This is a genomic window from Paenibacillus cymbidii, assembly GCF_004764705.1.
GTDB lineage: Bacteria > Bacillota > Bacilli > Paenibacillales > NBRC-103111 > Paenibacillus_AN > Paenibacillus_AN cymbidii.
This window is the reverse complement of record NZ_SHLX01000023.1, coordinates 119181-144675: the sequence shown is the minus strand read 5'-3', so window position 1 is coordinate 144675 and position 25495 is coordinate 119181. Positions and strand designations below refer to the sequence as shown.

General features: G+C 58.0%; 21 protein-coding genes and 1 tRNA gene. 1 reads left to right on the top strand and 21 read right to left on the bottom strand.

Annotation, left to right across the window (positions count from 1 at the left end):
* Positions 1–77: 77 nt before the first annotated feature.
* The 11 genes from EXY20_RS26855 to EXY20_RS26805 all read right to left on the bottom strand — a co-directional run bounded on the left by EXY20_RS26855 (position 78) and on the right by EXY20_RS26805 (position 12452).
* On the bottom strand, positions 78–1040 hold the full coding sequence (locus tag EXY20_RS26855) for a peptidylprolyl isomerase (RefSeq protein WP_135555213.1): 963 nt from the start codon (positions 1038–1040) through the stop codon (positions 78–80).
* Positions 1041–1124: 84 nt separating this feature from the next.
* Positions 1125–2072 carry an Hsp33 family molecular chaperone HslO gene (gene hslO / locus EXY20_RS26850; RefSeq protein ID WP_328592599.1) on the bottom strand — a complete coding sequence of 316 codons (948 nt, stop codon included), beginning with the start codon at positions 2070–2072 and terminating at the stop codon, positions 1125–1127.
* A 10-nt stretch (positions 2073–2082) separates the two neighbouring features.
* The gene (locus tag EXY20_RS26845; protein WP_135555212.1) at positions 2083–2850 is read right to left on the bottom strand and encodes a type III pantothenate kinase; all 768 of its coding nucleotides are present in this window, start codon (positions 2848–2850) and stop codon (positions 2083–2085) included.
* Positions 2847–3758, bottom strand: a complete 912-nt coding sequence (gene nadC, locus EXY20_RS26840) for a carboxylating nicotinate-nucleotide diphosphorylase (RefSeq protein ID WP_135555211.1) — start codon at positions 3756–3758, stop codon at positions 2847–2849. The genes EXY20_RS26845 and nadC overlap by 4 nt, the downstream gene beginning before the upstream one ends.
* Positions 3751–5370, bottom strand: a complete 1620-nt coding sequence (gene nadB / locus EXY20_RS26835) for an L-aspartate oxidase (RefSeq protein ID WP_135555210.1) — start codon at positions 5368–5370, stop codon at positions 3751–3753. Before nadB ends, nadC begins: the two co-directional genes overlap by 8 nt.
* A 51-nt stretch (positions 5371–5421) precedes the next feature.
* Positions 5422–6360: a quinolinate synthase NadA gene (gene nadA, locus EXY20_RS26830; protein WP_135555209.1), complete on the bottom strand. Its 939-nt coding sequence runs from the start codon at positions 6358–6360 to the stop codon at positions 5422–5424.
* Positions 6361–6566: 206 nt separating this feature from the next.
* On the bottom strand, positions 6567–8510 hold the full coding sequence (ftsH, locus tag EXY20_RS26825; protein ID WP_135555208.1) for an ATP-dependent zinc metalloprotease FtsH: 1944 nt from the start codon (positions 8508–8510) through the stop codon (positions 6567–6569).
* 113 nt (positions 8511–8623) lie between these two features.
* Entirely contained in the window at positions 8624–9175 is a 552-nt protein-coding gene (hpt, locus tag EXY20_RS26820; protein ID WP_135555207.1) for a hypoxanthine phosphoribosyltransferase, read from the bottom strand.
* Between the two features lie 42 nt (positions 9176–9217).
* Positions 9218–10705 carry a tRNA lysidine(34) synthetase TilS gene (tilS, locus tag EXY20_RS26815; RefSeq protein ID WP_135555206.1) on the bottom strand — a complete coding sequence of 496 codons (1488 nt, stop codon included), beginning with the start codon at positions 10703–10705 and terminating at the stop codon, positions 9218–9220.
* A gap of 54 nt (positions 10706–10759) precedes the next feature.
* Entirely contained in the window at positions 10760–11701 is a 942-nt protein-coding gene (locus EXY20_RS26810) for a serine/threonine protein kinase (RefSeq protein WP_235886210.1), read from the bottom strand.
* Positions 11685–12452 (bottom strand): vWA domain-containing protein, encoded by a 768-nt coding sequence (locus tag EXY20_RS26805; RefSeq protein WP_135555204.1) that lies wholly within the window; start codon positions 12450–12452, stop codon positions 11685–11687. The genes EXY20_RS26810 and EXY20_RS26805 overlap by 17 nt, the downstream gene beginning before the upstream one ends.
* A gap of 422 nt (positions 12453–12874) precedes the next feature.
* On the opposite strand from EXY20_RS26805, the gene EXY20_RS26800 reads away from it, so the two are divergent.
* A complete protein-coding gene (locus tag EXY20_RS26800; protein WP_135555203.1) occupies positions 12875–15196 on the top strand; it encodes a helix-turn-helix domain-containing protein in 2322 nt (773 codons plus the stop codon).
* Between the two features lie 193 nt (positions 15197–15389).
* On the opposite strand, the gene EXY20_RS26795 is transcribed toward EXY20_RS26800, so the two are convergent.
* The 10 genes from EXY20_RS26795 to yabP all read right to left on the bottom strand — a co-directional run bounded on the left by EXY20_RS26795 (position 15390) and on the right by yabP (position 25389).
* Entirely contained in the window at positions 15390–16505 is a 1116-nt protein-coding gene (locus EXY20_RS26795) for an exo-alpha-sialidase (RefSeq protein ID WP_167859548.1), read from the bottom strand.
* Positions 16506–16578: 73 nt separating this feature from the next.
* Positions 16579–18204 carry an extracellular solute-binding protein gene (locus EXY20_RS26790; RefSeq protein WP_135555201.1) on the bottom strand — a complete coding sequence of 542 codons (1626 nt, stop codon included), beginning with the start codon at positions 18202–18204 and terminating at the stop codon, positions 16579–16581.
* Positions 18205–18237: 33 nt separating this feature from the next.
* Entirely contained in the window at positions 18238–19143 is a 906-nt protein-coding gene (locus EXY20_RS26785; protein WP_135555200.1) for a carbohydrate ABC transporter permease, read from the bottom strand.
* A gap of 13 nt (positions 19144–19156) precedes the next feature.
* On the bottom strand, positions 19157–20110 hold the full coding sequence (locus EXY20_RS26780; protein ID WP_135555199.1) for an ABC transporter permease: 954 nt from the start codon (positions 20108–20110) through the stop codon (positions 19157–19159).
* Positions 20111–20467: 357 nt separating this feature from the next.
* Positions 20468–22963, bottom strand: a complete 2496-nt coding sequence (spoIIE, locus tag EXY20_RS26775) for a stage II sporulation protein E (protein WP_135555198.1) — start codon at positions 22961–22963, stop codon at positions 20468–20470.
* A gap of 172 nt (positions 22964–23135) precedes the next feature.
* Positions 23136–23209: transfer RNA gene (locus tag EXY20_RS26770), tRNA-Met, on the bottom strand.
* 285 nt (positions 23210–23494) lie between these two features.
* The gene (locus tag EXY20_RS26765) at positions 23495–23989 is read right to left on the bottom strand and encodes a S1 domain-containing RNA-binding protein (protein WP_135555197.1); all 495 of its coding nucleotides are present in this window, start codon (positions 23987–23989) and stop codon (positions 23495–23497) included.
* An 88-nt stretch (positions 23990–24077) separates the two neighbouring features.
* A complete protein-coding gene (locus EXY20_RS26760; protein ID WP_167859547.1) occupies positions 24078–24401 on the bottom strand; it encodes an FtsB family cell division protein in 324 nt (107 codons plus the stop codon).
* A gap of 125 nt (positions 24402–24526) precedes the next feature.
* Positions 24527–25108, bottom strand: a complete 582-nt coding sequence (gene yabQ, locus EXY20_RS26755; RefSeq protein WP_135555195.1) for a spore cortex biosynthesis protein YabQ — start codon at positions 25106–25108, stop codon at positions 24527–24529.
* Complete coding sequence (yabP, locus tag EXY20_RS26750) at positions 25105–25389, bottom strand: sporulation protein YabP (RefSeq protein ID WP_135555194.1); 285 nt, start codon at positions 25387–25389, stop codon at positions 25105–25107. Before yabP ends, yabQ begins: the two co-directional genes overlap by 4 nt.
* Positions 25390–25495 lie beyond the last annotated feature (106 nt).

Here is a 25495-nt window from a genome sequence, read left to right as displayed (position 1 = left end):
AGGTATTAAACTCCCTTTAGTTTATCAACCTCTGTTGTCCTTGTCAATACCGCTGCCGACATTTCACCAAGGCCGGATTACTTCAATTGATCGTCGCTGATCGTTGCTCCGTATTTGCTGCGCAGCCCGGCCGTCAAGTCGCGCAGCGGCGGCGCCTTCTGCAGCGCCAACTGGCTGCGCAGCGCGTCGCGCAGTTGCGCAGCGTCGCCTTTGCTCGTCTCCTTGCGGTCGACCAGCTTGATCACGACGAAGCCGTTCTCCGTCTGGACCGGCGCGCTGACTTCGCCTGTCTTGAGCTTGGAGGCCGCCTTCATGACCGGTGGGGGCAGGAACGGGTCGTTCTCTTCGACCCAGCCGAGATCGCCGCCGTCGCCCGCCGTCGCCGTATCGATCGAGCGGTCGCGAGCCAGCTTGGCAAAGTCTTGCCCCGAACGCAACAAATCGAGCGTACGGTTCGCCTGCTCGAGCGTTGCGCCTACAATCTGCAGCAGATGAAGCTGCACGTGGCTGCGGAACTCCTCCGGATGTTTCTGTATGTATTCGTCCACTTCGCCTTCCGTCACCGTCACGTTCCGGGTCGCAATCCGCTCGAGCAGCAGCTTGAAATAGACGTCTTCCGCCAGTTCGCTCTTCGTCAAGCCCACCTGGTCTTTCATCGACTGATAAAATTGCTCTTCGCTGTCGTAGCCTTGCTGCATACGCTTCAATTCGGCCGCAATTTCCGGCTGCGTCGCTTTAATCGCCAGCGTGTCGGCTTCCATCTGAATGGCCGCCCGGTCAAGCATCTGACTGAGCAGCTCCGCGCCATGCCGCTCGAACAGGCTGGCGGACAGCTCGCTGCGTTTGATCGTGCGGCTGCCGATCTTGGCGACGACAGGATCGTCGTCAGGTTTCACTTGTCCGGACGCGCCCGGCGTGGGGCTGGGCTGCGCGAGTCCCGGCTTGCCGCCTCGCTGCGGCCCGAAGGAATACAAACATACGATCAGAAGCGCTGCGGAAAGCAGCACGACGACACCCCATAATACTTTTACAGTTCTCATTGCCGGTTCTCCTCAGGCCTCATCCGTACATATCGCATCCGGTCGGTCCGGACGACCGCCACCGGGAATGCGGGAAATGCGCTTCTACTCCCGCACGGAGCCGCGCTCTTTTATGGAACGAATCAGGGCGCGGATGTCCCCTTCTTCGAACTGGTACGCTTCGTTGCAGAAATGACAGACGACTTCCGCCCGACCGTCTTCGGTGAGCAGCGCCTGCAACTCGTCTTCGCCGAGACTCGTTAACGTCCGTTCGACCCGTTCGCGCGAGCAGCGGCATTGAAACCGAACCTCGGATCGCTCCAGCACGCTGACGTCATCCAACACTTCCGCCAGCATCCGCTCCAGCGAATAGCCCGCATCCAGCATCGCGGTCACCGACTGCATGCCGCTCAGCCGGCTTTCGATGCGGTCGATCTCCTCCTCGGAAACGCCCGGCAGCAATTGCACGATAAACCCGCCGGCGGCTTTCACCGAACGGTCGACCGCGACCAATACCCCAAGCGCTACGATCGAAGGCGTCTGTTCCGACTTGGCAAAATAATACGTAAAATCTTCCCCAAGCTCGCCGGAAACGATCGGCACGCTGCCGCGGTACGGCTCGCGCAAGCCAAGATCTTTGATCACGTACAAATAGCCGTCCGTCCCGACCGCTCCGGCCACATCCAGCTTGCCGACGGCGTTCAACGGCAAATCGACGTCCGGGTTGTCGACATATCCCCTCACTTCGCCATGAGCGTTGGCATCCACGACGATTTGCCCGATCGGGCCGCCGCCTTTCACTTGAATCGTCAGCCGTTCTTCCCCTTTTAACATCTTACCCATCATCAGACCCGCCGAAACGGTTCTTCCAAGCGCGGCCGTCGCCGTCGGTGTCGTGCTATGCCGACGGGCGAGTTCGCCCGCGATGCCGGTCGACTGCACGGCAAACGCCCGCACTTTGCCGCCAAGCGCCGTCGCCCGAACCAAATAGTCCGCTTCCCCGTGCCCGTTTTGCTTCAGCGTCTCGTCTTGTTGTCCTTCTTGCGTTGTCACATCATTCACCTCATGATCGGTTGCGTTCGTATAACGTTAGCAATCCTTGCAGTGTCAGCAGCGGATTAACGATGGCAATCGTACGGGTCTCCTTGGCGATGAGCTCTGCCAACCCGCCGGTTGCGACAACGGTCGGGTTCGTACCGAACTCCTCGCTCATGCGGCCGACGATGCCGTCCACCTGACCTGCGAAACCAAAAATGATACCCGCCTGCATCGACGCCACCGTGTTGCGGCCAACGGCGCTTTTGGGTCTTGTCAGCTCGATGCGCGGCAGCTTCGCCGCCTTGTCGTAAAGCGCTTCGAGCGAAATGCCGATCCCTGGCGCAATCGCGCAGCCAAGCAAGGAGCCCGCGTCGTCGATGTAGTCGAACGTGGTCGCCGTGCCGAAATCGACAATGATGAGCGGCGAGCCGTACAGCTCGATGCCGGCCACCGCGTTGACGATACGATCGGCGCCCATTTCGCGCGGGTTTTCGATCTTGACGTTCAAGCCGGTGCGGATGCCGGGACCAACCACGAGCGGCTTCAGCTGCAAGTAGTCGGCGCACATTCGTTCCAGCGCAGACATGAGCGGCGGCACGACCGACGAGAGGATCATGCCTTCGATCTGGGCGTGCAGCACGCCGACGTGCCGGAATAAGCCGGCAATCATCATGCCGTATTCGTCCGACGTGGCGGAGCGATTCGTGCTGACGCGCCAGTGATGCAGCAGCCGTTTGCCGTCGTAAAGACCGAGCACGATATTCGTATTGCCAACATCGACAACGAATATCATATCGTTGCCTCTTTCTTGCCATTCAGGTCAAGACTGATGTCAAGCGCCTGCACCGAATACGTCAGCCGGCCTACGGAAATGACATCGACGCCGGAAAGCGCGATGGCGCGTACCGTCTCCAGCGACACCATGCCTGACGCTTCGATGACGACATGGGGCGCTGCGGCGCGAATGCGCCCTACCGCTTCCGTCATCGCAGCTGTGCTCATATTGTCCAGCATGATGATGTCCGCGCCGGCCTGCAGCGCTTCTTCCAACTGGTCGAAGCTTTCGACTTCGACTTCGATCTTCATCGTATGCGGGATGCTGAGTCGCGCAGATCGAATCGCCGCGGCCACGCCGCCGGCGCCCTTGATGTGATTGTCCTTGATCATGACGGCATCGTATAGGCCGAAGCGGTGATTGTGGCCGCCGCCGACGCGAACGGCATACTTCTCGAGCACGCGGTGCCCGGGCGTCGTCTTGCGCGTGTCGACAAGCCGCGTTGTCAAGCCGTTCAGTTGGGCCACGAACTGGCTAGTGCGCGTGGCGATGCCCGACATGCGCTGCATCAGGTTAAGCGCCAGCCGCTCGCCGAGCAGAATGCTGCGCGTCGAGCCTTCCACTTCCGCCAGCAGCGTGCCTTTGGTTACCGCGGCGCCTTCCGCGACAAGCGGAGCGAACCGCAGGGCGGGATCCACCGTATGGAAAACCGCTTCGGCAACCGGCAGCCCGGCGACAATTCCGTCGTCCTTGACATGAATGATCGCCTTGGTGCGATGGCTAGCGGCAATCGTCGACGTCGTTGTCACATCGCCGGTGCCGATGTCTTCCGCCAGCCAGCCGCGAATGGAGGAAACCAGCAGCTCGCGGTTCAGTTCGGGCGCCGGGGCTGCGCCGTTGCTTCCTTCCCTTACGTCGTCACGCATCGACGATTCCCTCCTCCCATACGTCCTTCTCGCGGTTAAATACCGTATGCTTCTTCCACAACAAATCGTCCCGTTCCGGGAAATCTTCCCGGTAATGGCCGCCGCGGCTTTCCTCTCGCAGCAACGCCGCCTGCGTCGACAACAGCGCGCAAACGAGCAGGTTGGCGAATTCGAATTCCTCGCGTTTGGTCAGCGCCGTCTGAAACACCGGCAACTGGCGGCGCAACTCGTCGTGGCCCTTCTGCAGCCCTTGCGCGGAACGGTTGTTTACGCCGGCATAACGCAGCATGATCTTCTGCAGCTTGAGCCGCTTCTCGACGACCGGCTGCATCGGCGGTTCGGTACGAACCGTTCCTTCGGAGCGAACATGCGGAACGGCTTGTGGAGCCCGAAGCGATTTGATCCGTTCGACGATGCGCCGGCCGAACACAATCGCTTCGGACAAAGAGTTGCTGGCGAGCCGGTTGGCGCCGTGAACGCCGGTAGACGATACTTCGCCGCAGGCGAACAGCCGTTTGACCGACGTTTCGCCGTACAGATCGGTCCGCACCCCTCCCATCATATAATGCGCCGCCGGCGCGACCGGAATCCAGTCCGTCGAGAGATCGAGTCCATAAGTCAGGCAGGTCTCGTAAATCGTCGGAAACCGGTGCTTCACCATCGCTTCCGATTCGTGCGTAATATCAATATAGACGAAAGTCGATTTCGTATTCTCCATTTCGCTGACTATCGCCCTTGCAACAATATCGCGCGGGGCGAGTTCGAGCATCGGATGATACTTCTCCATGAATCGTTCGCCGTTGATGTTGCGCAGCACCGCCCCTTCCCCCCGAACCGCTTCGGAAATGAGGAAACGCGGCGCGCCGGGATAACAAAGCGCGGTCGGGTGGAACTGCACGAACTCGAGGTCGCGTACGTCCGCCCCTGCCCGGTACGCCAGTGCGATGCCATCGCCGGTAGCGATTTCCGGATTCGTCGTGTAGCGGTACAACTGGCCGGCGCCGCCGGAGCACAGGATCGTCGCTTTGCCGGTGACGAATACGCGGTGCCCGTCCGGCTTCTGCACAAGCACGCCGTAGCATTCGCCGTCTTCCGTAATCAGATCGATGACGTAGTGGTCGCCCCACACTTCGATATTCGGATGCGCCGTCGCATTCTCCGACAGGGCGCGAACGATTTCGAAGCCGGTGGCGTCGCCGTGCGCGTGCAGAATGCGGCGCTGGCTGTGCGCGCCTTCCTTCGTCAGCGCCAGTTCGCCGTTCTCTTCGTCGAATTTGGTGCCCATGCGAATCAAATCCAACACGCCGGCCGGCCCTTCATGCACCAGTACGTCTACGGCGTCGCTTGAGCATAACCCCGCCCCGGCGATCAACGTATCCTGGCGGTGATACGCCGGCGAATCGTCGCGGGAGATGACGGCCGCGATGCCGCCCTGGGAGTAGCGGGTGTTGCTGTCGAGCAGCGACTTCTTCGTAATCATCAGCACGCGGCCTTCTTCGGCGGCCTTGATGGCAGTAAATAAGCCGGCTATGCCGGCGCCAATCACGATCACGTCGGTATGTATGTGGGGCAACTGCCCCAGATCGAAGTCGACCAAATAACGCGGTATCATGGGCCTCACCTGCATTCGGTATTTTCCTGGCAAAGAAGGAAGCAGCGCATGCTACTTCACTTGTAGCATGCGCTCTAGGGATGCTCGCGCCTGATCGGCGACATGTGGGGGAACGTATATTTGCGGCGACATCGTTTCCAGACATTTGGCCACTTTCTTCAGGTTGTTCACTTTCATATTCGGGCATACGAGATATTTGGTGGCAAAATGGAACGTCTTCTCCGGACTGTCCTTGCGGAGCTGGAAGCCGGTGCCGTCCTCCGTGCCGACAATAAACTCCGTATGCGGCGATTCTTTGCAATATTTGATGATCGCCGTTGTGCTGCCGACGAAGTCGCCCAGCTTGACCACTTCCGGCCGGCATTCGGGATGCACCACGAATTGTGCGTTCGGATGCTGCGCCTTCATCTCTTCCACGTCTTTGACGGTAAGCATATCGTGCGTGTTGCAGTAGCCTTCCCAGATAATCATTTTTTTGCTCGTGAATTTTGCCACATAGTCGCCCAAATTTTTATCCGGCACCCAGATAACCTCATCCGCGTCAACCGAATTGACCACTTTCACCGCATTGGCGGACGTGCAGCAAATGTCGGTTTCCGACTTCACTTCCGCGGACGTATTGATATAAGCGACGACCTTGGCATTCGGGTGCTGCTTCTTGAGCGCCCGCAAGCCGTCGACATTCACCATATCGGCCATCGGGCAGCCTGCCCGCTCGTCCGGAATGATGACGGTCTTGTTCGGCGCCAAAATCTTGGCGCTTTCCCCCATGAAATGAACGCCGCAAAATACGATCACATCGGCATCCGTCGTGGCCGCCTTCTGCGCCAACAGGAACGAATCCCCGCGAAAATCGGCAATTTCCTGTATCTCATCGCGCTGATAATAATGCGCCAGAATAATGGCATTTCGCTCTTTCTTCAGCTGTGCGATTCGCGCCTTCAGCTCGGCATTCTGCTCCGCCTTCCGTTCCAGTGCGAGTGCTTCCATTCCCCTGCCCCTCCTCCAAGCTGCCTGTATTATGGAGCCCGGCCCATGGATTCGAAATGCCGTCAGGCAGCGTCTCCTCGCATCGGCGGGTTTTAATTTACACCTAATTTACACAACATTAAAACGGGTGTCAATGCCGAAATGCCGCCAAAATGACCACATCCGGATGCCTTGAGGTCATCCGGATGCGACAGGTCGCTCGTTCGCTATTCTTCTTTCTTCTCGCGGTCGAAACCAAGTTTATTGGCTTCCGATTGCTGGTCCTGGCTTTGGATGTTGACCTTCAGATCGTCGGTGTCGTCGATTCCTTCGACGCTTCCTTTTTCGATCAGCTGCACGATTTGGTCCTTGTCGAGCGTTTCCTTATCAAGCAGCGTCGCTGCGATCAAATGCACCTGGTCCGCATGTTCGGACAATATTTCTTTCGCCCGGTCGTAGCAGCGGCGAATGACGTTCTGCATTTCCTGGTCGATCTCGTATGCAATGGCGTCGCTGTAGTTCTGTTCGTGGCCGAGGTCGCGGCCAAGGAACACTTGCCCGCCTTGCGTATGGCCGAACTGCATCGGAGCAAGCTTCTCGCTCATGCCGTAGTCGACGATCATGCTGCGGACAATCGACGTCGCCTTGCGGAAGTCGTCGTAAGCGCCGGTGCCGATTTCGCCGATGAACAGTTCCTCGGAAGCGCGGCCGCCAAGCAAACCGGTCACCTGGTCGAGCAACTCCGACTTGGTCGTCACGAGCGGATCTTCGCTGCTCTTCGGCAGCGTGATGACGTAGCCGCCGGCGCGTCCGCGAGGGACGATCGTCACGCGGTGAATCATGTGCGCATCGCGCTCGTAGTACCCGATAATCGCATGGCCGGCTTCATGATACGCGACCGTCTTCTTGTCGCGCTCGCTGATGACGCGGCTCTTCTTCTGCGTGCCAACGATGACACGGTCGAACGCTTCTTCGATCTCGCTCATCGAAATTTCCTTGCGGTTGCGCCGCGCGGCGATCAGCGCCGCTTCGTTCAGCAGGTTCTCCAGATCGGCGCCCGTGAAGCCTGTTGTGTAACGGGCAAGCGCGCCAAGTTTGATGTCCTTGCCTAGCGGCTTGTTGCGGGCGTGTACTTTAAGCACCGCTTCGCGGCCTTTGACGTCCGGGCGATCGACCGTAATCTGGCGGTCGAACCGGCCGGGACGAAGCAGCGCCGGGTCGAGAATGTCGGGGCGGTTCGTCGCCGCAACGATAATGATGCCTTCATTGGCGCCGAAGCCGTCCATCTCGACGAGCAGCTGGTTAAGCGTCTGTTCGCGTTCGTCGTGACCGCCGCCAAGTCCGGCGCCGCGCTGGCGGCCGACGGCGTCGATCTCGTCGATGAAAATGATGCAGGGCGCGTTCTTCTTCGCGTTCTCGAACAAATCGCGTACCCGCGAAGCGCCGACGCCGACGAACATTTCGACGAAGTCGGAGCCGCTGATGCTGAAGAACGGCACTCCCGCTTCGCCTGCCACCGCGCGAGCGAGCAGCGTCTTGCCGGTACCCGGAGGACCGACGAGCAGTACGCCCTTCGGGATGCGGGCGCCAACCGCCGCGAACTTTCGCGGATCCTTCAGGAATTCGACGACCTCGACGAGCTCTTGCTTCTCCTCGTCCGCGCCGGCAACATCTTCGAACGTGACCCGCTTCTTCTCTTCATTATAAAGACGGGCGCGGCTCTTGCCGAAGTTCATGACCTTGCCGCCGCCGCCCTGCGCCTGGTTCAGCAGGAAGAAGAACAAAATGAAAATGATGACAAACGGAATGATGGACGTCAGGAACGAGATCCAGATGCTGTCCCCGTCCATTTTCTCGTAGACCGCTTTCGGAATTTTGCTGTCATCGATTTCCTTGATCGTCAGATCGGAAAATGGGGCGCGTGTCTTGAAGCTGCGGTTGTCGCCTACGTATTTGCCTTTGATTACGTAGGTCAAGCCTTCGGGCTTGATGTACAGCTCCTTGATTTTCAGATCCCCGGATTGCGTTTCCGTATTCTTCAAATATTCTCGAAATTGAGTATAGGTGATTTGATCTTCCATTTCATTTTGGGCGCTAATAAATCTAACGATCCCGATGACGACTAAGAATATAAGAAGATAAAATCCGGTATTTCGGAGGATCCGATTCATCCCCTACCTCCTCTCGGTGCACACTTGTTTTATTTTACCACAGCATGTCTCGGCTCTACAACTTGACTGGACTGCCGAATCCGGGCTGCATGCGATAAGCGTGGATCGGGTTTTCACTTCTCCTCCGGCGTGGCGTAGACCTTCTCTTTCAGTACGCCCACGAACGGCAGATTGCGGTATTTCTCCGCATAATCGAGTCCATAGCCGACGATAAACGCGTCCGGCAGGGTAAATCCCTTGTAGTCCGGCTCCAGCTCGACGGTGCGGCGGGCCGGCTTGTCGAACAGGGTGACCACGCTGACGGAAAGCGCGTTGCGCCGCTCGAGCACATCGATCAAGTAACCGAGCGTAAGCCCGCTGTCGATAATATCCTCGACGATCAGCACGTCCCGGCCTTCGACGGGAACGTCCAGATCCTTGACGATCTTGACGACGCCCGAAGACTTGGTCGACTGTCCGTAGCTCGATACCGCCATAAAATCGACTTCCAGCGGAATGTCGATCGCCTTGACCAAATCGCCCATGAAAATAAAGGCGCCCTTCAATACGCAAATCACCAGCGGATTGCGCCCCGCGTAATCGCGGCCGATCTGCTGCCCGAGCTCCCGCACCTTCTCCCGGATGCGGTCCGCGTCGAACAAAATTTCCTGAATGTCACTGTGCAAAACGCCAATCCTCCTACCTTCATGCTTATGAAATCTCACGGTTTAAGATTCTACCGCTTCATCTTCGTTTCCGGTAGGCTCCGCCGCGATGTGGAAAAAGCGGGTTGTCCGTTCGCTCGCGCGCGCGTGTGCGGAAAGGCGGTACCCGGGAATCCAGAGCACCCTTCCGGCGGCATCGACGAGGAGCGGAATCCGATTCCTCAGACGGGGCGGTACTTTTTCGTCAATGAAGATATCCTTTACCTTTTTCGTGCCGTTTAATCCGATCACCGCGATCCGGTCTCCGTCTTCGCGGCTGCGCACGGAAAGCGGAAAGTGCAGCGCCTCCAGGTCGAACGTTGCGCTGTATTTGCCGTGCCGCCCGGCGGGAGGTTGCCCGGACGCCGTCGCCGTCAGCCGCATGCCGGCCTGCGGCAAAGGCACTTCGCCGCCGTCGCTGTCCAGCCGCGCGCAAAACAAGGCCTCTGCCGCCGAACCGCAGGCAAACCGAATCGCCTCGTATTCGCGATAAACAACCACCCGTTCGCCGACGGCATGACGCCATGTGGTCGGCTTCTCGTGCAGAATGGCCGTACGAACCAGCTCCAGCCGGATATAGTCCAAAGAACCCGTATCGGAAGCAAGATAAGTTAATATTAGTTTAATCAATCGCCTTTGTAAAGCAACATGGAGTGCGGCAAAATCGCTGCGCTCAAGCGCGGCGCCGCCTTGCTCCGGCCCGCGCGACACGATGCGGGCGAACGCGATCTTCGCCTCCCGGTCCAAGTAGTCGTCTTCCTGCGACAATACGTCGGAGAGCCTGACCAGCGTCTCCGGCAATCGGGGATTAAATGTGAGCAGCCGCGGCATTACGTCCAACCGGAGCCGGTTGCGCGTATACTGCCGCTTGTCGTTGCTGCTGTCGCGGCAAAAAGCGAATCCGTTCGCTTCGTTGTAGGCCAGCAGGTCTTCCTTGTATATACGAAGCAGCGGACGGATCAGTTCCACATTTTTATCGCGCCGGGCAAAGGCCATGCCTCGCAGCCCGGAAGCGCCCGCTCCCCGCAGCAGCCGCATCAGCACGGTTTCGGCCTGATCGTCGGCGTGATGCGCGAGAGCGACGCGGGAGGCGCCGTGCCGCGCGGCGGCTTCGTGCAGAAACGCGTAGCGCGCCTCGCGCGCCGCGGCCTGCGTATTGTCGCCGCTGGCCGCGATAAGCGCCGGCACGTCGACGGCCGCCGACTCGCAAGGCAGCGCAAGTTCGGCGGCGAGCGCGGCGACAAATGCGGCCTCGGCGTCGGATTCGGCGCCACGGAAGCGGTGGTTCAGGTGCGCGACGACGAGCCGGATGCCGAATTCGCCGGCCAAGGCGGCCAGCAGATGCAGCAGCGCCACGGAATCGGGGCCGCCGGAGACGGCAACGACGACGGTGTCGCCGGGCACGGCCAGCTTGTGCTCGGCGACGGCGCGCGCCACTTTGCGCTCGAGCTCCCAGTTCGACAAGCTTTTGCGGTCCGGGACGCGGTTGTTCTCGTTGTTCTCATGCTCCATTGCGCAGTCCCCTTTCTCATGCGAATGCAAACGGTCGCCAATCCGGGGAGACCGTTATCCGTAAGGCCAATAAGCGCACAACGCAAGCGCGAACAGCGCCACCGAGGCGATGAAACCCGCCTTCAGCCAGAACGAGCCGCTCTCCTTCTTTCGCTTGGGCATCATGCCGGCATGCACGATCGTGCGCCAGTCCCGGTAAGCTTCCTCCGACGAAGCGTAGCCTCCCGCCAGCGCCTTGCGCACGAACGGCGCATAAACGCCAAACGCCGGATCGGCCGCCACTTCCTCCTGCAGCCATTCCGGCGAACGATTTTGCGGCAGGATCGGCTGCTTGAAGAAGCGCTCCTTCGATTTGCCAAGCAGCTGCATGAGCACGATCGCGTATGCAAACAAGTCGTACGCTTCGTCCGCCGAGCGGCCGCCGGCCCCCCAATAGCCGCGGTCGTTCACTTCGGTGAACTGTTTGACCGCGCTTCCCTTCGGCGTCACGCCGCCAAAGTCGATCAGTTCGACCGCGCCGTAAGCCCCGACCAGGATATTGTCGAGCTTCAAGTCGCCGAACACGAAGCCGTGCCGGTGCAGCTCGCGCAGCTTGCGCAGCAGGCCGGCGCCGATCAGGCCGATCCAATCCGCCCCTTGCCGTCGAACGAAGTCGCCCAGTTGCTCGCCTTGCACGTAACGCATGACGTAGAACGGATATTCCTTGCCGTCCCTGACGCTGCCCGCCGCCAAATCGTCCACGTCGAACAAGTAGCGGCTGAAGCTGCCCGGCAGACGGGACAACGTCTTCAGCATGTTGACTTCCGATTGCAGGTCGACCGTGTCGAAGCCGATCTTCAGCGCATAAGACACGCCGCCATGGCGAACCAAATACACTTTGCCGTTGGCGCCTTCGCCGAGCAATCGTTCGATCTGATAGCGGGCTTTGTTCCATTTCCCTTTGACAACGCTTCCCGGCGCCAGGGAAACGGGGCGATCGTTAGACGATGTAATCACGCAGCTCCCCATCCTCGGCGTCTTGGTGGTTCACATCCGGTTGCCTGTATCGCGGCTCCTCCCGTTCTTCTGCCGCGCTTCGATCCGTTTCGAGCACATACCGCAGCGCCTGGATCAGCGCCGGTCCGGTAGGCGTCGTTCCTTTCATCGCCAGCTTGGCGAACAGCTTGCGCGCCTTGGTCAGCTCGCTTGTCCACGGCATATCCAACTGCGTATCCTCACCGCCGGAGCCAGGAAAATGGAGCACCGCCATCTCGCTTGCGCCTTTGCGCGCCTGCAAGCTGAGCATCAGGTCGCGGATGGCGTCTTCGACGGCCGCCAGCTTCGGCTTCATGCTTGCGCTCGCATCGATCAGCAGCGCCACGCGCAGCGGCGTCGTTTCGCCGAGTTCGTCGATCGCGCGCACCACTTGCGCCCGCTTATCGGGATGCAGCTCGTCGAGACCTCCGCCGCTGCCGAGAATTTGCTTCAGCTCCTTGTTCACCACTTGCTGAATGGTGCTGGCTACCGTCTTGCGCGTCATCATCTGCACCGTATGAGTGAGTTGCTTCGGTTCGACGATGCGGCTAAGCCCGCCGCCGGCTCTTGCCGTATCGGCAATTTCGGTGGCGCCTCGCTCGCCGATTTCACCTTCGTCGATGACGCCGATGACGTTCACCACTACACCTTCTTCCAGCGCATGCGCAGCGGCGACAACCGGGCTTACTCCTACGTTCGAGCAGCCATCCGTTATGAGAATAATTTGTTTCATGTCTCTTTCACTCCTCTTCGATTACGGAAAATAGAAACGTCTGCATAGGTTAGTATTTTCCATAAAGGAAGCGGTCTAATCACCGCGGCGCGGCTTGTTTCTACTATTATACAAAAACCCCACACGTACCGCCAACGTTCCGGCAGGTCCCCCGGGGCGCTTGTATCGCTTGCCGACGAAGCTGGACGCCAGCGGCTTGCCGGAAGAGGCGGCAGTTCGAGTTCCCGGCCATCAGCACAGATCCGGCGCCTTGCAGCTTGCGTGCGGAATAGGCCGGATTTGCGGCGATCGGTCATTTTGACATCACGCGCGGTAGCCGTAAAGCCGATCTTTGCAAACCCATACATGGCGACTATAATGAGAGGACCATTCACTAATGCCGGCACATTCGGCCGCAAGCTAAACGTTCGGAGGGGAATGCATTGTTGAAGAAAAAAAGCATGCTGAACCGGATGCTCCTTTCGTACGTGTTGATCATCATGCTGCCCGTGACGCTGCTGTTTGCGCTGCTGTACAAAAACAGCGTCATCAATTTGCGCGGCGAGGTCGAATCGTTCCGGTTGTCCAATCTGGATAAAGTCCAGGAAAACTTCGATCTGCGCATCCGCGAATTCAAGAGCATCGCCGCGCAAATATCCGCCAACCCGAAACTGTCCTACTACAATCTGACCCGGGAAGACTACAAGCTGGTCGAAGGAATCGAGGAGCTTGGCAAGTACAAGGCAGGCAACTCCTTTGCCAGCGATATCATGATATATTTCAAATCAAGCACAACGATGTACTCCTCCCGCGGGATCACGTCTGTCGACGTGCTGCTCGGTCAGAGCTACGCCTTTGCCGAAGCGGACACCAGACTGTTTTACGACAAAATCAATCATTTGAACACGCCGGCCATCCAAACGTTTCCTTCCTCCGATATCGTCATGTACATGGTGCCGTTTCCGCTGTTTGGCGAATTCCAGACGGGCGCCGCCATCTTCGTTTTTCGCGGCAATGCGGTCAAAACGATGGCCGGCGCCGGCAAAACCGATTTTGACAGCGGCACGTACATCATAGGTCCGGCCGGCGAAACGCTGCTGACCATCAATCAGAGCCGGGACATATCCGAGACGGAACTGCTGCGCGCGTTCAAGGATCCGAAACCCGGCATCGATACGGTGAAATGGAACAAGCAAAGCTACTCCGTCCTCACCGCGCTGTCCGAGGCGTCGGGCTGGCGCTACGTTACCGTACTGCCGACCGGGCAGTTCCTCGCTCGGGTAAACGCGCAGGAGCTGTTCATCATCGGCTGCACGATCGCCATTATCCTGCTGTGCTTTACGGCGGCGCTGCCGATGGCGCTGAGCAATTACCGTCCGATCCGCAAGCTGCATCAATTCGTTAAGGATTATGCTCCGCAATCGGAGCAGCGCGGCGGTGCCAGCGAAATCGAGCAAATTCGTTTCGTTATGGGCGATGCGCTCTCCGCCAACCAGTCGCTGCTTACCCAGCTTGACAGCCAGCGCCTGCTGTTGCGCCAGAACGTGCTGCTGCAATTGCTGAAGGAAGAAACCGGCGACAAGCACGATCGGACTCAGCTATTGCAATCGAGCGGACTCGATTTGGCAGGGCCTTGCTTCGCGGCGCTCCTAATCGACTTTGAAGCGGACGATGCGGAGACGCCGCAGCGAAACGGCGAGCTGCTCGACCGGTTCTGGAGCGAATACTCCTCTCGCGGTGTCGCCTATGCGGTAGAATTCGGCAACGGGAACGCCATCGCCGTCGCCGCCAACGTCAAGCAGCCGAACGGCCGCAACGATCTGCTCGCGATGGCGGAAGCCGTCGTCGCCTTTTGCCCGGAGAGCGCCAGACCCGGGCTGCGCATCGGCGTTGGCAAAATTTACAACGACGTCGGCGGCCTTCACCGCTCCTGCATCGAAGCATTCGCAGCAGCCGAGCTCCACGCTTCGAATCGCGAGCGGCCCGTCGTCTTCTTCGATGACGTTTCGCAAACGACCGCTTCGTATTTGTTGTCGGTGGAGGAAACGCTCTATTTGGCCCACAGCCTGAAGCAGGGCGATCGCGTGCTGGCGAAGGAAGCTTTGCATCGCATGCTGGACGGATTGCCCGGCGAACAAGTCGGCACCGGTTATTTCCGTTTCGCCTGCTACAAAATCGCCGACACCGTCATTCACGTCATGCAGGATATTTCTTTCGCCCAAGCCGAATTCGATTCGGGCAAACTGCCCGAGCTCGTCGGCAAGGCGCTCGACTTGTCTTCGATCGGCGATTTCCGCAAGCATATCGAATCGTTGATCGATGCAATCTGCACCTGCGTCGCCGATCGGAACGAGCGGCGCGATACCGGCTTGATTCAGCATGTGCTCGCTTTCGTGCAAGAGCGCTACAAGGACGCCAATATCAGCCTCGACAGCATCGCCGACCGTTTCGGCTATTCGAATTATTATTGGAGCCGGTTTTTCAAAGAGAAGGTTAACTGTCATTTCTCCGATTATTTGTGGAAAATGCGGGTTGCAGCGGCGAAGCGGGAGCTTGTCTCCACGGCTATGCCGATCAAGGATATCGTGGCCAGCATCGGCTACATCGACATGACGAGCTTCATCCGCAAATTCAAGAGCGAGGAAGGCATCACGCCCGGTCAGTACCGCAAGCTCTACGCCAAGGAGGAAACCGATCCGGAAACGGAAGCTGCTGCGTCCAATGCGGATCAAGCCGTATGGGAACCGGTCAAGCCGGTACAGTAAGCCGGCAAGCCGGCAGCCTCCGCCGCTTTGCCTTAGGGATCGTTGGGAGTATGCAGCGCCCCGCGGAGAAGCGTCCAGGACGCGCAGCCGCGAATCGAATGCCAAACAGCTCCCGACGGGGTCGGGAGCTGTTTGGCATCGCCCTTGACCATTCGGGAGCTTGTTGTAGTTCGTTTCCTATTATCCTGTTCCGTTAGCCGAGCTGACGCAGCGGCACCCGCAGTACGCCGATGTTTTCTTTGCTGACAGAGTGGACGATGACCAGCGCATCGTCGTGTATGACCGTGTGCGGATACGCATATGTGCCCCCTTTATGAGTGCCGGCGTACAATGGCTCCCGCTCCCCTTCGATCAGCTCGTAGTGGCGGTCGAACGAGTAGCCGTCCTCCGACAGCGACAGCACCAGCCGGCGGCGAATATACGACGGGTCGGGATCGGGATTGCCGACGTAATAATACCGGCCGTCCGGCAGCCTGCCGAAGTGGAAACGCGAGTTGTTGTCGGTAAACCCGGTCTCCGCCGGCTTCGACCAGGTCGCGCCGTCGTCACGGCTTTGGCTCGCCCATATCCGCCGACCGGACGTGCGCAGCATCATGTGCAGCAAGCCGTCATCGGTCTCGTGAAGGGAGCCCTCCGTGAAATGAACGGGCCAATCCAGCGCCTCGGCCAATCTGCCGGCGGAATGGAAGCAATCCTTCAGCCCCGCTTCCATTGCGGCGGGAAACAGGCCCGACGCCTTCCAGCCGACAAGTCCGGCCGGATCGTCGGTGTACGGAAACATGACGTGTCCGGCGATGATCAACCGTCCGCTCGATGTGCGCTGCGGGCCGTGGTTCGGATTGGCGGGAATGCCGAAATCGTAAGGTCCCTCCCACGACAAGCCGTCCTTCGTCGTATACGCGGCCAGACCCATATCCAGCCGGCGATCGCGGCGATAGTTGCCGTCCTCGTATTCGTACCGCCCGATGTAAGCCGTCAGCGTATCGCCGTGGACGTGGAAGCCGACAGCTGTCCAGACGAGCTCCGATGTCTTCCCCATCGCTGTATCGACGACCGGCACCGGTATCGTCCAATGATGGAAATCGTCGGACGTCGACAGTACGACACGCTGTCCGGGTCCATCCTCGTCAATTAGAGCAGTCGACCAGCACGCCACCAGCTTCCCTTGAAAGGATGCGATATGCGGCTGATGGGAAAATGTCCAGTCCTTCGGTCCGATCGGAGCAAATACGGTGGCCCGGTCGACATGCAGCCTCGGCAGCGGCATGCGGTTCGTAAAATGATTAGTGATTCGGCTTGCTTCAGCCATGATCGCTTCTTCCTCTCCCGGCAGCTTGGTGTCTTGACGGCGACCAAGGTTCGCCGTCAAGACGCGTTTCCTTTTATTTGCTTGCCTTGTTCCAACGGTCATACGCCGTCTGACGTATCCCCGCCATTTCGTCGGCGCCCATCTTCTTCAGCGTGGCGATGTACGCATCCCATTGCGTGAGCGGCGTTTCGCCCATTATAAATTTTGCTTCCATCTGATCGACGTAGCTGTCCATATCGACATACGAGGCGATTTTCGTCTGTTCGTCGGCTTTGAATTTCACTTCGGGGTATGACAACCGGTACACCTTGGCGCGGCCGCTTTCGTTCAAAATATCCGTAAACCAGGCGTTCTTCTCGTCGCCGTAAGTCAAGTACGTGCCGTACTGCTGGCTCATGTGCAGCGGAACGTTCAACAGCGTCTGGGTCGCGCGGAAGTCGAAATACGTGGCGAACCCGTCGTAATGCGGCTTGAACGCCTTCACGCCGTTGAAATCGATAAATTCGTAGCCGCCGTTGCCATCCCACTTGCCGTACTCGGGTCCGGAGCGGCCCATGATGCTGCCTTCGTCAGAGTAGAGGAAATCGACGAGCCGGATGAGCGCTTCCGGATTTTTCGCTTTCTTCGTAATCGCGAACGTGCCGTAGCGGGCGTATTGCGGCGTCTTCTTCCACACCGGCTTCGAATTGACGGCACTGGTCAGCGCAGGCGGCACGGTGTACTGCTTGTAATCGTTGTTCTTGATGTTCGAATTGGGCGACCCGTCAGTATACAAGCCGAGCCGCAAATTCGTTTCTTTGGCCACAAGCTGCTCGCGCGTCTGGGTGAAATACTCCTTGTCGAGCAAGCCTTCCGCATACAGCTTGTTCATGTAGCTCAAATACTCTTTATACGCCGGCTGCATCGGCACATACACATACTTGCCGTCCACAACGTCGTGCCGCGAATCGGCATAGCCGGCTGCCGACAGCACGACCATCTTGATCGAGCCGCCCGCCAGGCCCGACATCGGGATTTCATCCGCCTTGCCGTTTTGGTTCGGATCCTTTTCCTTAAACGCTTTCAACACCGCGTACAAATCGTCCAGCGTTTTGGGCATCGGCAGCCCGACATTTTGCAGCCATTGCTTGTTGATAAAGGAGGTGTAGCCGAGTCCGAGCAAGTCGCGGTCGAAGCTGTCGAACACCGGCAGCACATAAAGCGAGCCATCCTCGAAGGTGAACGATTTTTTCACATCGCTGTATTTGGAGAGCAAATCCTTGGCCGTCGGCGCGTACTTGTCGATCAGATCGGTCAGGTTGAGCAGCAGTCCCTGCGGCCCGTACGTGTTTTCGTCCTTGGACGTGATTCCCGACAGAAACAGATCGGGCAAATCGCCGGTGGCGAACGCCAGGTTTTTCTTCTCTTCCCAGCCCGCCGCTTCGACCGCTTCGATTTTGAGCGTGATGCCCGTCTTTTTGGCCAACTCCTTGATAAACCACATTTTTTCGAAATCGCCGTGCTTCGGGTCGCGCGGATACAGTACCCTGACCGTCATCGGCTCGTTCACGATCGGAAATCCGGTTTTGTTGACAGCGGCCCCCGTTCCGGCACTTGCGGCCGGCGAACCGTCCGCCGATTTGCCTCCTCCCGAGGAGCAGCCTGCGATCATCGCGGCGAGCATGCCCAGGGATACCACCATAACGATTGGTTTGCGCATATTCCGTTCGGACCTCCCTTATCATCGTCCATGTTACCCTTTGATGGCGCCGATCATGACGCCTTTGACAAAATAGTTCTGCAGAAACGGGTACAGCACCAGCACAGGCAGCGACGAAACGATGATGATGCCGAATTTCATCGATTCCTTCAATTGCATGTTGCGCATCAGCATTTCGATCGTTTCGCTGTCCGCGCCCATAATGTCGACCATCTGGTTCATAATCAGGATGTTGCGCAGAAACAGCTGCAGCGGATACAGCTTCATATTGGACAAATAAATCAATGCGCTGAAAAACGAATTCCAGTGACCTACCGCATAGAACAGCACCAGCACAGCAATGATCGGCTTCGACAGCGGCAGCACGATGCGCAGGAACAGCCGCGTGTTGGAGCAGCCGTCGATGAAGGCGGCCTCCTTCAGCTCGTTCGGAATCGACGTCTGAAAGTAGGTTCGCGCGATAATGACGTTCCATACGGACATGGCGTTTGGCAGCAGCAGCGCCCACACGGTGTTGATCAGTCCAAGCTGCTTGATGACCAGGTAGGTCGGGATCAGCCCGCCGCCAAAAAACAAGGTGAACGTCATCAGCAGCGTAATCGCATGGCGTCCGGCAAAATCCCGCCGCGACAGCGCATAGGCGCAGGCCAGCGTCAACGAAACGTTGAGACTGGTGCCGACTACGGTGTAAAACAAGGTGTTGCGGTATCCGATCCAGATGGCCCGGTATTCGAATATTTTGCCATACCCTTCCCAGGTTAACCCTCTAGGCCATAAAAACACGTTGCCCATCGTCACTTGGATCGGATCGCTGACGGAAGCGCTCACAATATACACAAGAGGATAAGCCACCAGGATCAGAATCACAATGCCGATCGTCAACACGACCGCGTCGATCACGACATCCTCTTTGCTGCGGATACGTTTGGCTTCGTTCATGCATTTCCCCTCCTCACCACAGGCTCGTTTGGCCGATGCGCTTGACGGTTCCGTTCACAATCAGCAGCAGCACGAAGTTGATGACCGAATTGAACAGCCCGACAGCGGCGGAGAAGCTGTACTGCACCTGCAGCAGCCCCACCTTGTAAACGTAGGTGGAGATCACTTCCGACGCCTCCAGATTAAGCGGATTTTGCATCAGAAATACTTTCTCGAACCCGACCGACATAACCCCGCCCATCGCCAATATAAACAATATGACCATCGTCGGCATAATACCCGGAATGTTAATATGCCGAATGCGCTGCAGCCGCGACGCGCCGTCGATCATGGCGGCCTCGTGCAGCTCGGGATCGATGCCGGCGAGCGCAGCCAAATAGATGATCGAGCTCCAGCCGGCATTTTGCCACACGTCCGAGAGCACATAAATCGACTTGAACCATCCGCTCCGGGTCATAAAATCGATTGGCTCCGCTCCAAATGCGGCCAGCAGCGTATTCGCCAGCCCGTAGGTCGGATTCAGCAAAATCATGATCATGCTGACCAGTACGACCATGGAGATAAAATGCGGCGCGTACGTAACCGTTTGCAAAACGCGGCGGAATTTGCGGCTGCGAATTTCGTTCAGCAGCAGCGCCAGGATGATCGGCGCGGGAAAAGCGACCAGCAGCGAATACAGGCTGATGCCAAGCGTATTGCCGACAATATCCAGGAAGCTGGGCGCCTGAACGAAGCGGATAAAATGCTGCAGCCCCACCCATGGGCTGCCTTGAATGCCGAGCACCGGGTTGAATTGCTTGAAGGCGATTTGCACGCCGTACATCGGCCAGTAATGGAAGACGAGATAATAGATCACTGCCGGCAGTACAAACAAATACAGCTCGTAATTGACCGTCGCCCGGCGAAGCTTGCGACGCCATCGGCCGCCGCCCGAAGCTGCTCTTGCTGCGATTCCTTCCGGTTTCATCGGTCGCGGTGCCCCCTCCTTTCGGAACAGCTTTCTTCGTCTATCCGGGGGGAGTGTCCGGACTGCGTCGGCGCCGGCGCAATCCTGTCGCCGTTTGGCGGCTCCCGTCCTGGCTTTGTTGTACCATGCCGGCGACTGTGGCGTATATGGGCGAGATTTGATGCAATCGGTTTCAATTGCGAATGGCCGGCTAACGACCGCTAGCAGCGGCGAATCGGTCAAATTGCCGGAAGTTATCGGTTTTTTTTGCAGCGCGGTTGGCTGCAGCATGGCAGGCATAACAAAACACCCGCCATCCCGAGGAAGCGCAGCGGCTGCAGCTTCCATCGCAATGAACGGGTGTTCCATTTGCCTTGCTCAACTCACCGTCTTCGGCCGCTCCAGGCGGGCCATGCCCGGCCAGCGGAACGTCGACCAGGCCGGCTGGTACTTTTCGATGCGGGCGACGAGAATCGTCATGTCGTCAATAATATCGCCTTGCATGTGGCGCACCACCCGCTCCAGCAGGCAGTCGGCGAACTCCTGCGGCCGCTCTTCGTGAATTTCGCCGACGACGCGCTTCATCCACAGCTCCTTGTTGACGGCAATGCCCGGGGCATCGAAGACGCCGTCGGTCATCATGATGAGCATGTCGCCCGGCAGCAGCTGGACGCTGACCAGATCGACGTCAATATCGTCCAGAATGCCGACCGGCAAATTGCTTGCCGTAACCGGCAGCACATCGCCGCCCCGCTTGATGAAGCTCGGCGTCGAACCGATTTTCAGAAACGTGGTGCGCGCATTGTACAGATCGATCAGCGCCATGTCGACCGTGGCGAACATTTCATCGACCGAACGCAGCATCAGCACCGAATTGACCGACTGCACCGCCAGCTTCTCGTTCATCCCGGACTGCAGCAGCTGCTTCAGAATCGTCAGCGCCGCGCTGCTTTCGGCCCGCGCCCGTTCGCCGTTGCCCATGCCGTCGCTGAGCGCCACGACGAACTTTCCGTTGCCGAGCTCCGTCGTCGTGAAGCTGTCGCCCGACAGCAGATCGCCGCCTTTGGCAGCCCCCGCCACCCCCGTTTCGACTTCGAACTCCTTCGCCGAACCGAACGTCACCGTACTGCCGCCGCCCTCCCGCTCGATCGGCTGTTCCCGCTTCACCACAATATTTTCGCCGAGAATGTCGGACAACAGCGGCGCCACAATTTTGCGGCACTCGTCAAAGCCGCCGCGATACCGGTGCACGATCTCGATTTCGACATTCCCTTCGTCGAGGCTGATGATGTCGATGCTTTGGATCGACAAGCCCAGCTCCTCCAGCGCCGTGCGGATCTGCTCCTCTTGGACGATCATCGCCATGCCTTCCCGTTTGATCTCCTTGGCCAAATCCTCCATCACCTGGGACACGCCGGTCAATTGATCCGCCACGAGCCGGCGGCTGTCGGCGATCTGCTTTTTCCAGTGGAGGTCGTGCTTGTACATCACGAATTGGCCCTTCAAATGATCCAGCACCTGGTCGGTGCGCACGCACGTTTGTTTCCACGCGGGGAGCACGTCTTTTTTGCTCATCGTTTCTTTCTTTTCGATCGCGCTCATCATTTCCGTCATGTACTTGTACGTTTGATAAAACTCGCCATTCCAGCATTGCTTGCGCTTCCAGCAGGTCGTGCATACCCGATGCGACACCTCGGTCATGAAATGCTCGATTTGCTGCTCTCGCTTGTCCGCTCCGCCTTCGCCGGTCAATTGCAGGAAACTGCGCGACAGCTGGCGGAATACCTCGGAAAATTGCATCACCCGCGCTGCCGTCACCTCCCGTACGCGTTTGGCGTAATCGTAATGGGTTTTCAAATTTTCCTGCGTGCCGGGCACGTATTTCGCCAGCGCTTGCACGAAGCTGCGCGGCGTAAGCAGGAACAGCACGATTGCGGCGAGCGACTCCCAGGTCGACGTCATGATCTGCGACTGATTGTCGAGATAGATCGTCAGAATCGACGAACCGAGCAGCATGCCGAACGCTACCGCCAGCCGGTTCCCCTCTTTCAGCAAACCCGCCAGCATGCCGGCAAAAGCGAGAAGACTCATCTGCATGACCGCTTGCATATCGGCCAGACTGAGGATCAGCCCGGTGATGACGCCAACCGAGGCGCCAAGCGGCGCTCCCCCGACAAGCGCGAACACAAGAATCAAGTACCGCGACATCACATGCTCGAACGTCACGTCTTGCACAGACCAGCCGACGCTTCCCGTCATAACCGACGCCAGCAGGATAATGAGACAAATGATTTCTTCGTTGCGCAGCCCCTGCTTCTTGCGGGTGAATGTGAAAACCGGCACCGACTGGATGAAGATCAGCGTCAAAATCAAGCTGAGCAGCGCCTCGACGCCGGTCAGCATCAACGTGTACCCGCTCAACTTCAGTTCGACGGCATGCGCGAAAAGTTGGACGAGGAACGTGGAGACAAACACGAGCAACGGCGTGAACGAAATGTCCGCACGCTCGAATCGTTCCAGTCCCCGCTGGATCAGCAGGAACACGAGCATTTCCGTCACGATATACCCCGCGTTCGACTGCATGGAGGCGATGCTGCCGGCGACGAGGGCAAGACCGGTCAAATAAATCAAATCTTTGCGCAGAAAATAAATCACGGCAAAAAACGCGATGGCAAACGGCGACATCTGGTCCAGAATCGTCGCTCGCCCGAGCAGAAAGGCCATTGCCAGCAGCACAAGCGTCATCCGTTTCAGCTTCCAGGCTTGCATCACGGCATTTTCGGTCAACGCTCGCTTGAGCGATAAGTAGGCGCGCGCGAACACCTGGTCTTTCCCGTCTGCCGTCGCCTCTTCCGTTCGATTTACATTGGGCATTTGCTTTGGACACCACCTAACCGAAGTGTGTGCCCTATTATAAAAGGGATTCGCCAGGAAGTTTGTCAGAATGCGTGATAGATTTGCTTAAATTTTTCGACAATAACCGAAGAAAAAAGAACGGCTGCACCCGACGGTCCGGGTACAAGCCGTTCTCCGTATAAAACATGAATAGCGGCGGAGGGGGTCGAACCCCCGACCTTTCGGGTATGAACCGAACGCTCTAGCCAGCTGAGCTACGCCGCCATAACAAGCAAGAGTATATACCAGCGCAAAAGCGGCTGTCAAGCGGCACGTCCGCATGCGTGGAGAAGCGGGCACCCGTCAGCGAATCAGAGACAGCCGCTCTTGGGATGTTTTTGGAGCGAGGCTTTTTTTCATGGCTCGATAGCCGGTGTCGTAACGCTTGTCGCCGCTCGGCTCCTGCCTCCCGGACGCACGCCTCCGCTTCCCGCTCCCCCGGGAACGTATAACTCTTTACATGCCAAAAAAACCGTACCGGCAATCATCTGCCGGTACGGTTCATATGCTTCAATCGCGTCTGGCCCCGCGGCCGCCGCGCTTGCCTTCGGTGTTCTTCTTAAGGGAGGAAATGCGCTCTTCGCTGTCCTTCAAGAAGCGCGACATCTTGTCCTCGAAGGACGGTCTGCCAGCCGGCGCGCGGAACGGTCTGCCGCCACGGCCACCACCGCCGCCGCCAAACCCGCCTCCTCCGCCTTCGCGACGCTCGCCGGAATAAGGGCCGCCATGACGTTCAGGTCTCGGAGGACGCGGCGCCGCATCGGCAGGACGGTCGACCGCTTGCTTGATCGACAAGCCGATCTTGCCGTCTTTGTCCACATTGATCACCTTGACCGTCACCATATCATTCAGCTTCAAATGATCGTTGACGTCTTTGACATAGTTGTCGGCGATCTCCGAGATGTGAACAAGACCGGTTCCGCCTTCCGGTAGCTCCACGAACGCTCCGAAGTGAGTAATTCCCGTCACTTTGCCTTCCAGCTTGCTGCCCACTTCAATTGCCATAAAGTAAATTGTTCCTCCCTTAATTTTTCGCCCCGGACTGCAGCTACGACGATTATATACTGATGCATATGTAGCGGTCAACAACCCGCTATTTGCCTGCGTTCGGAATGTCAAACACCGTTTCGCCCGTCTTGGCGTACCCCTGCTTGCGCATCTTCTCTTCTCTATATTCAGGGTCGTTCAATCTTGCTACTTCGCGCTTCATTTCTTCATTGATTTTTTTCGTTTCGGCCAGCTTCGTATTCAATTCGCCGATTCTTGCCGACTTCTCGTCGAACTTTCCCATCTGCGCCCATGCATTCGGAATGGCCCAGAACAGCAGCCCGAGAAACACGAGCGGGACGATCCGGAGCCGCTTCCTGGCGCTTCGGTTGCGCGAGGACGATTGCCCCCTCTTGTTTTGTTCAGGCATTTGCGAAAATTCCTCCCACACGTACTGCGCGCATGACCGGCCTTGCATCATGAACGCGAACGCTTGGTTATGTATGGCAACCGCTCGCGGACAAAACCGCGGCGCTACAAGAGATTGTATACCCACTAGGATTGCCGGTGAAACAGCCGGCGAATCGCATCAAGCCCCTTCTTCACGGCTTGTACCAAAATGGACAGCCATTTCACCCGTCGCCAAAAAAATTGTGCCGCAAAAATAACCAGACGCCACAATGGATATGTCAATTGTATCACGATTTTGCCCAGGAAAATAGCTACCGCCGCCAAAAAACCGATAAAAATCGTAAATAATTTGTACACAAACAGGATTGGCGTGACGATCAGCACGTCGAGGATGCGCAGCAGCAACCGGAACGCCGCGCGCACGAGGCGTATGGCCAGCAGCACCAGTTTGACCGTCGGGCCGCTGAGAAACGCAAAGTGAAAACAAACGCCGATCGCCAGGCCGAGAAAGACAAAAATACGAACCTGTCCAAAATTGCTGTATTCCAAAGCGACGAACACACCAATCGTGCCGGCCGTCCAGTAAACGAGATCGAAGAACGGGATCAGCCATCGCGCTATCCGCAGCTGCCCAGTCAGCACACGGTAGATGTCGAAGACGATTCCCAGCGCGCTGCCGCACCCGAGCATCATGCCAAGCGATAGAAACTGGACCGGCAGCGTCACTTGAACAGCTTCCCGAGCAACCCTTTGGATTTTCCCTGGGAAACCGAATCGACATAAGCCAATTCGTTAAAATAGCCTTCGATCGCGACCATGCCTTGTTCGAGATTCAAATTTTTGATATGCAGGTTCTGCCCCTTGATCGTCAAATAACCGCATTCGGTCTCCAGCAGAAACTCCTCGCTGTCGAAGCTTTCCACATTCAGGACGCCGGATAGCTCCAGCAGCTTGCGGTTCAGCATTTTCACTTCCTGCCGCTTGATCTTCCCCGTCTCCATGACCATGGCATGTCCCTCCCAAACGTTTCCCCTGCGGAAAACGGCCTCTTCACCATCTTACGACTAGCTTATGGGCCGGAGATCGGGTTTAGAACAAACGAATTGGCGCGGC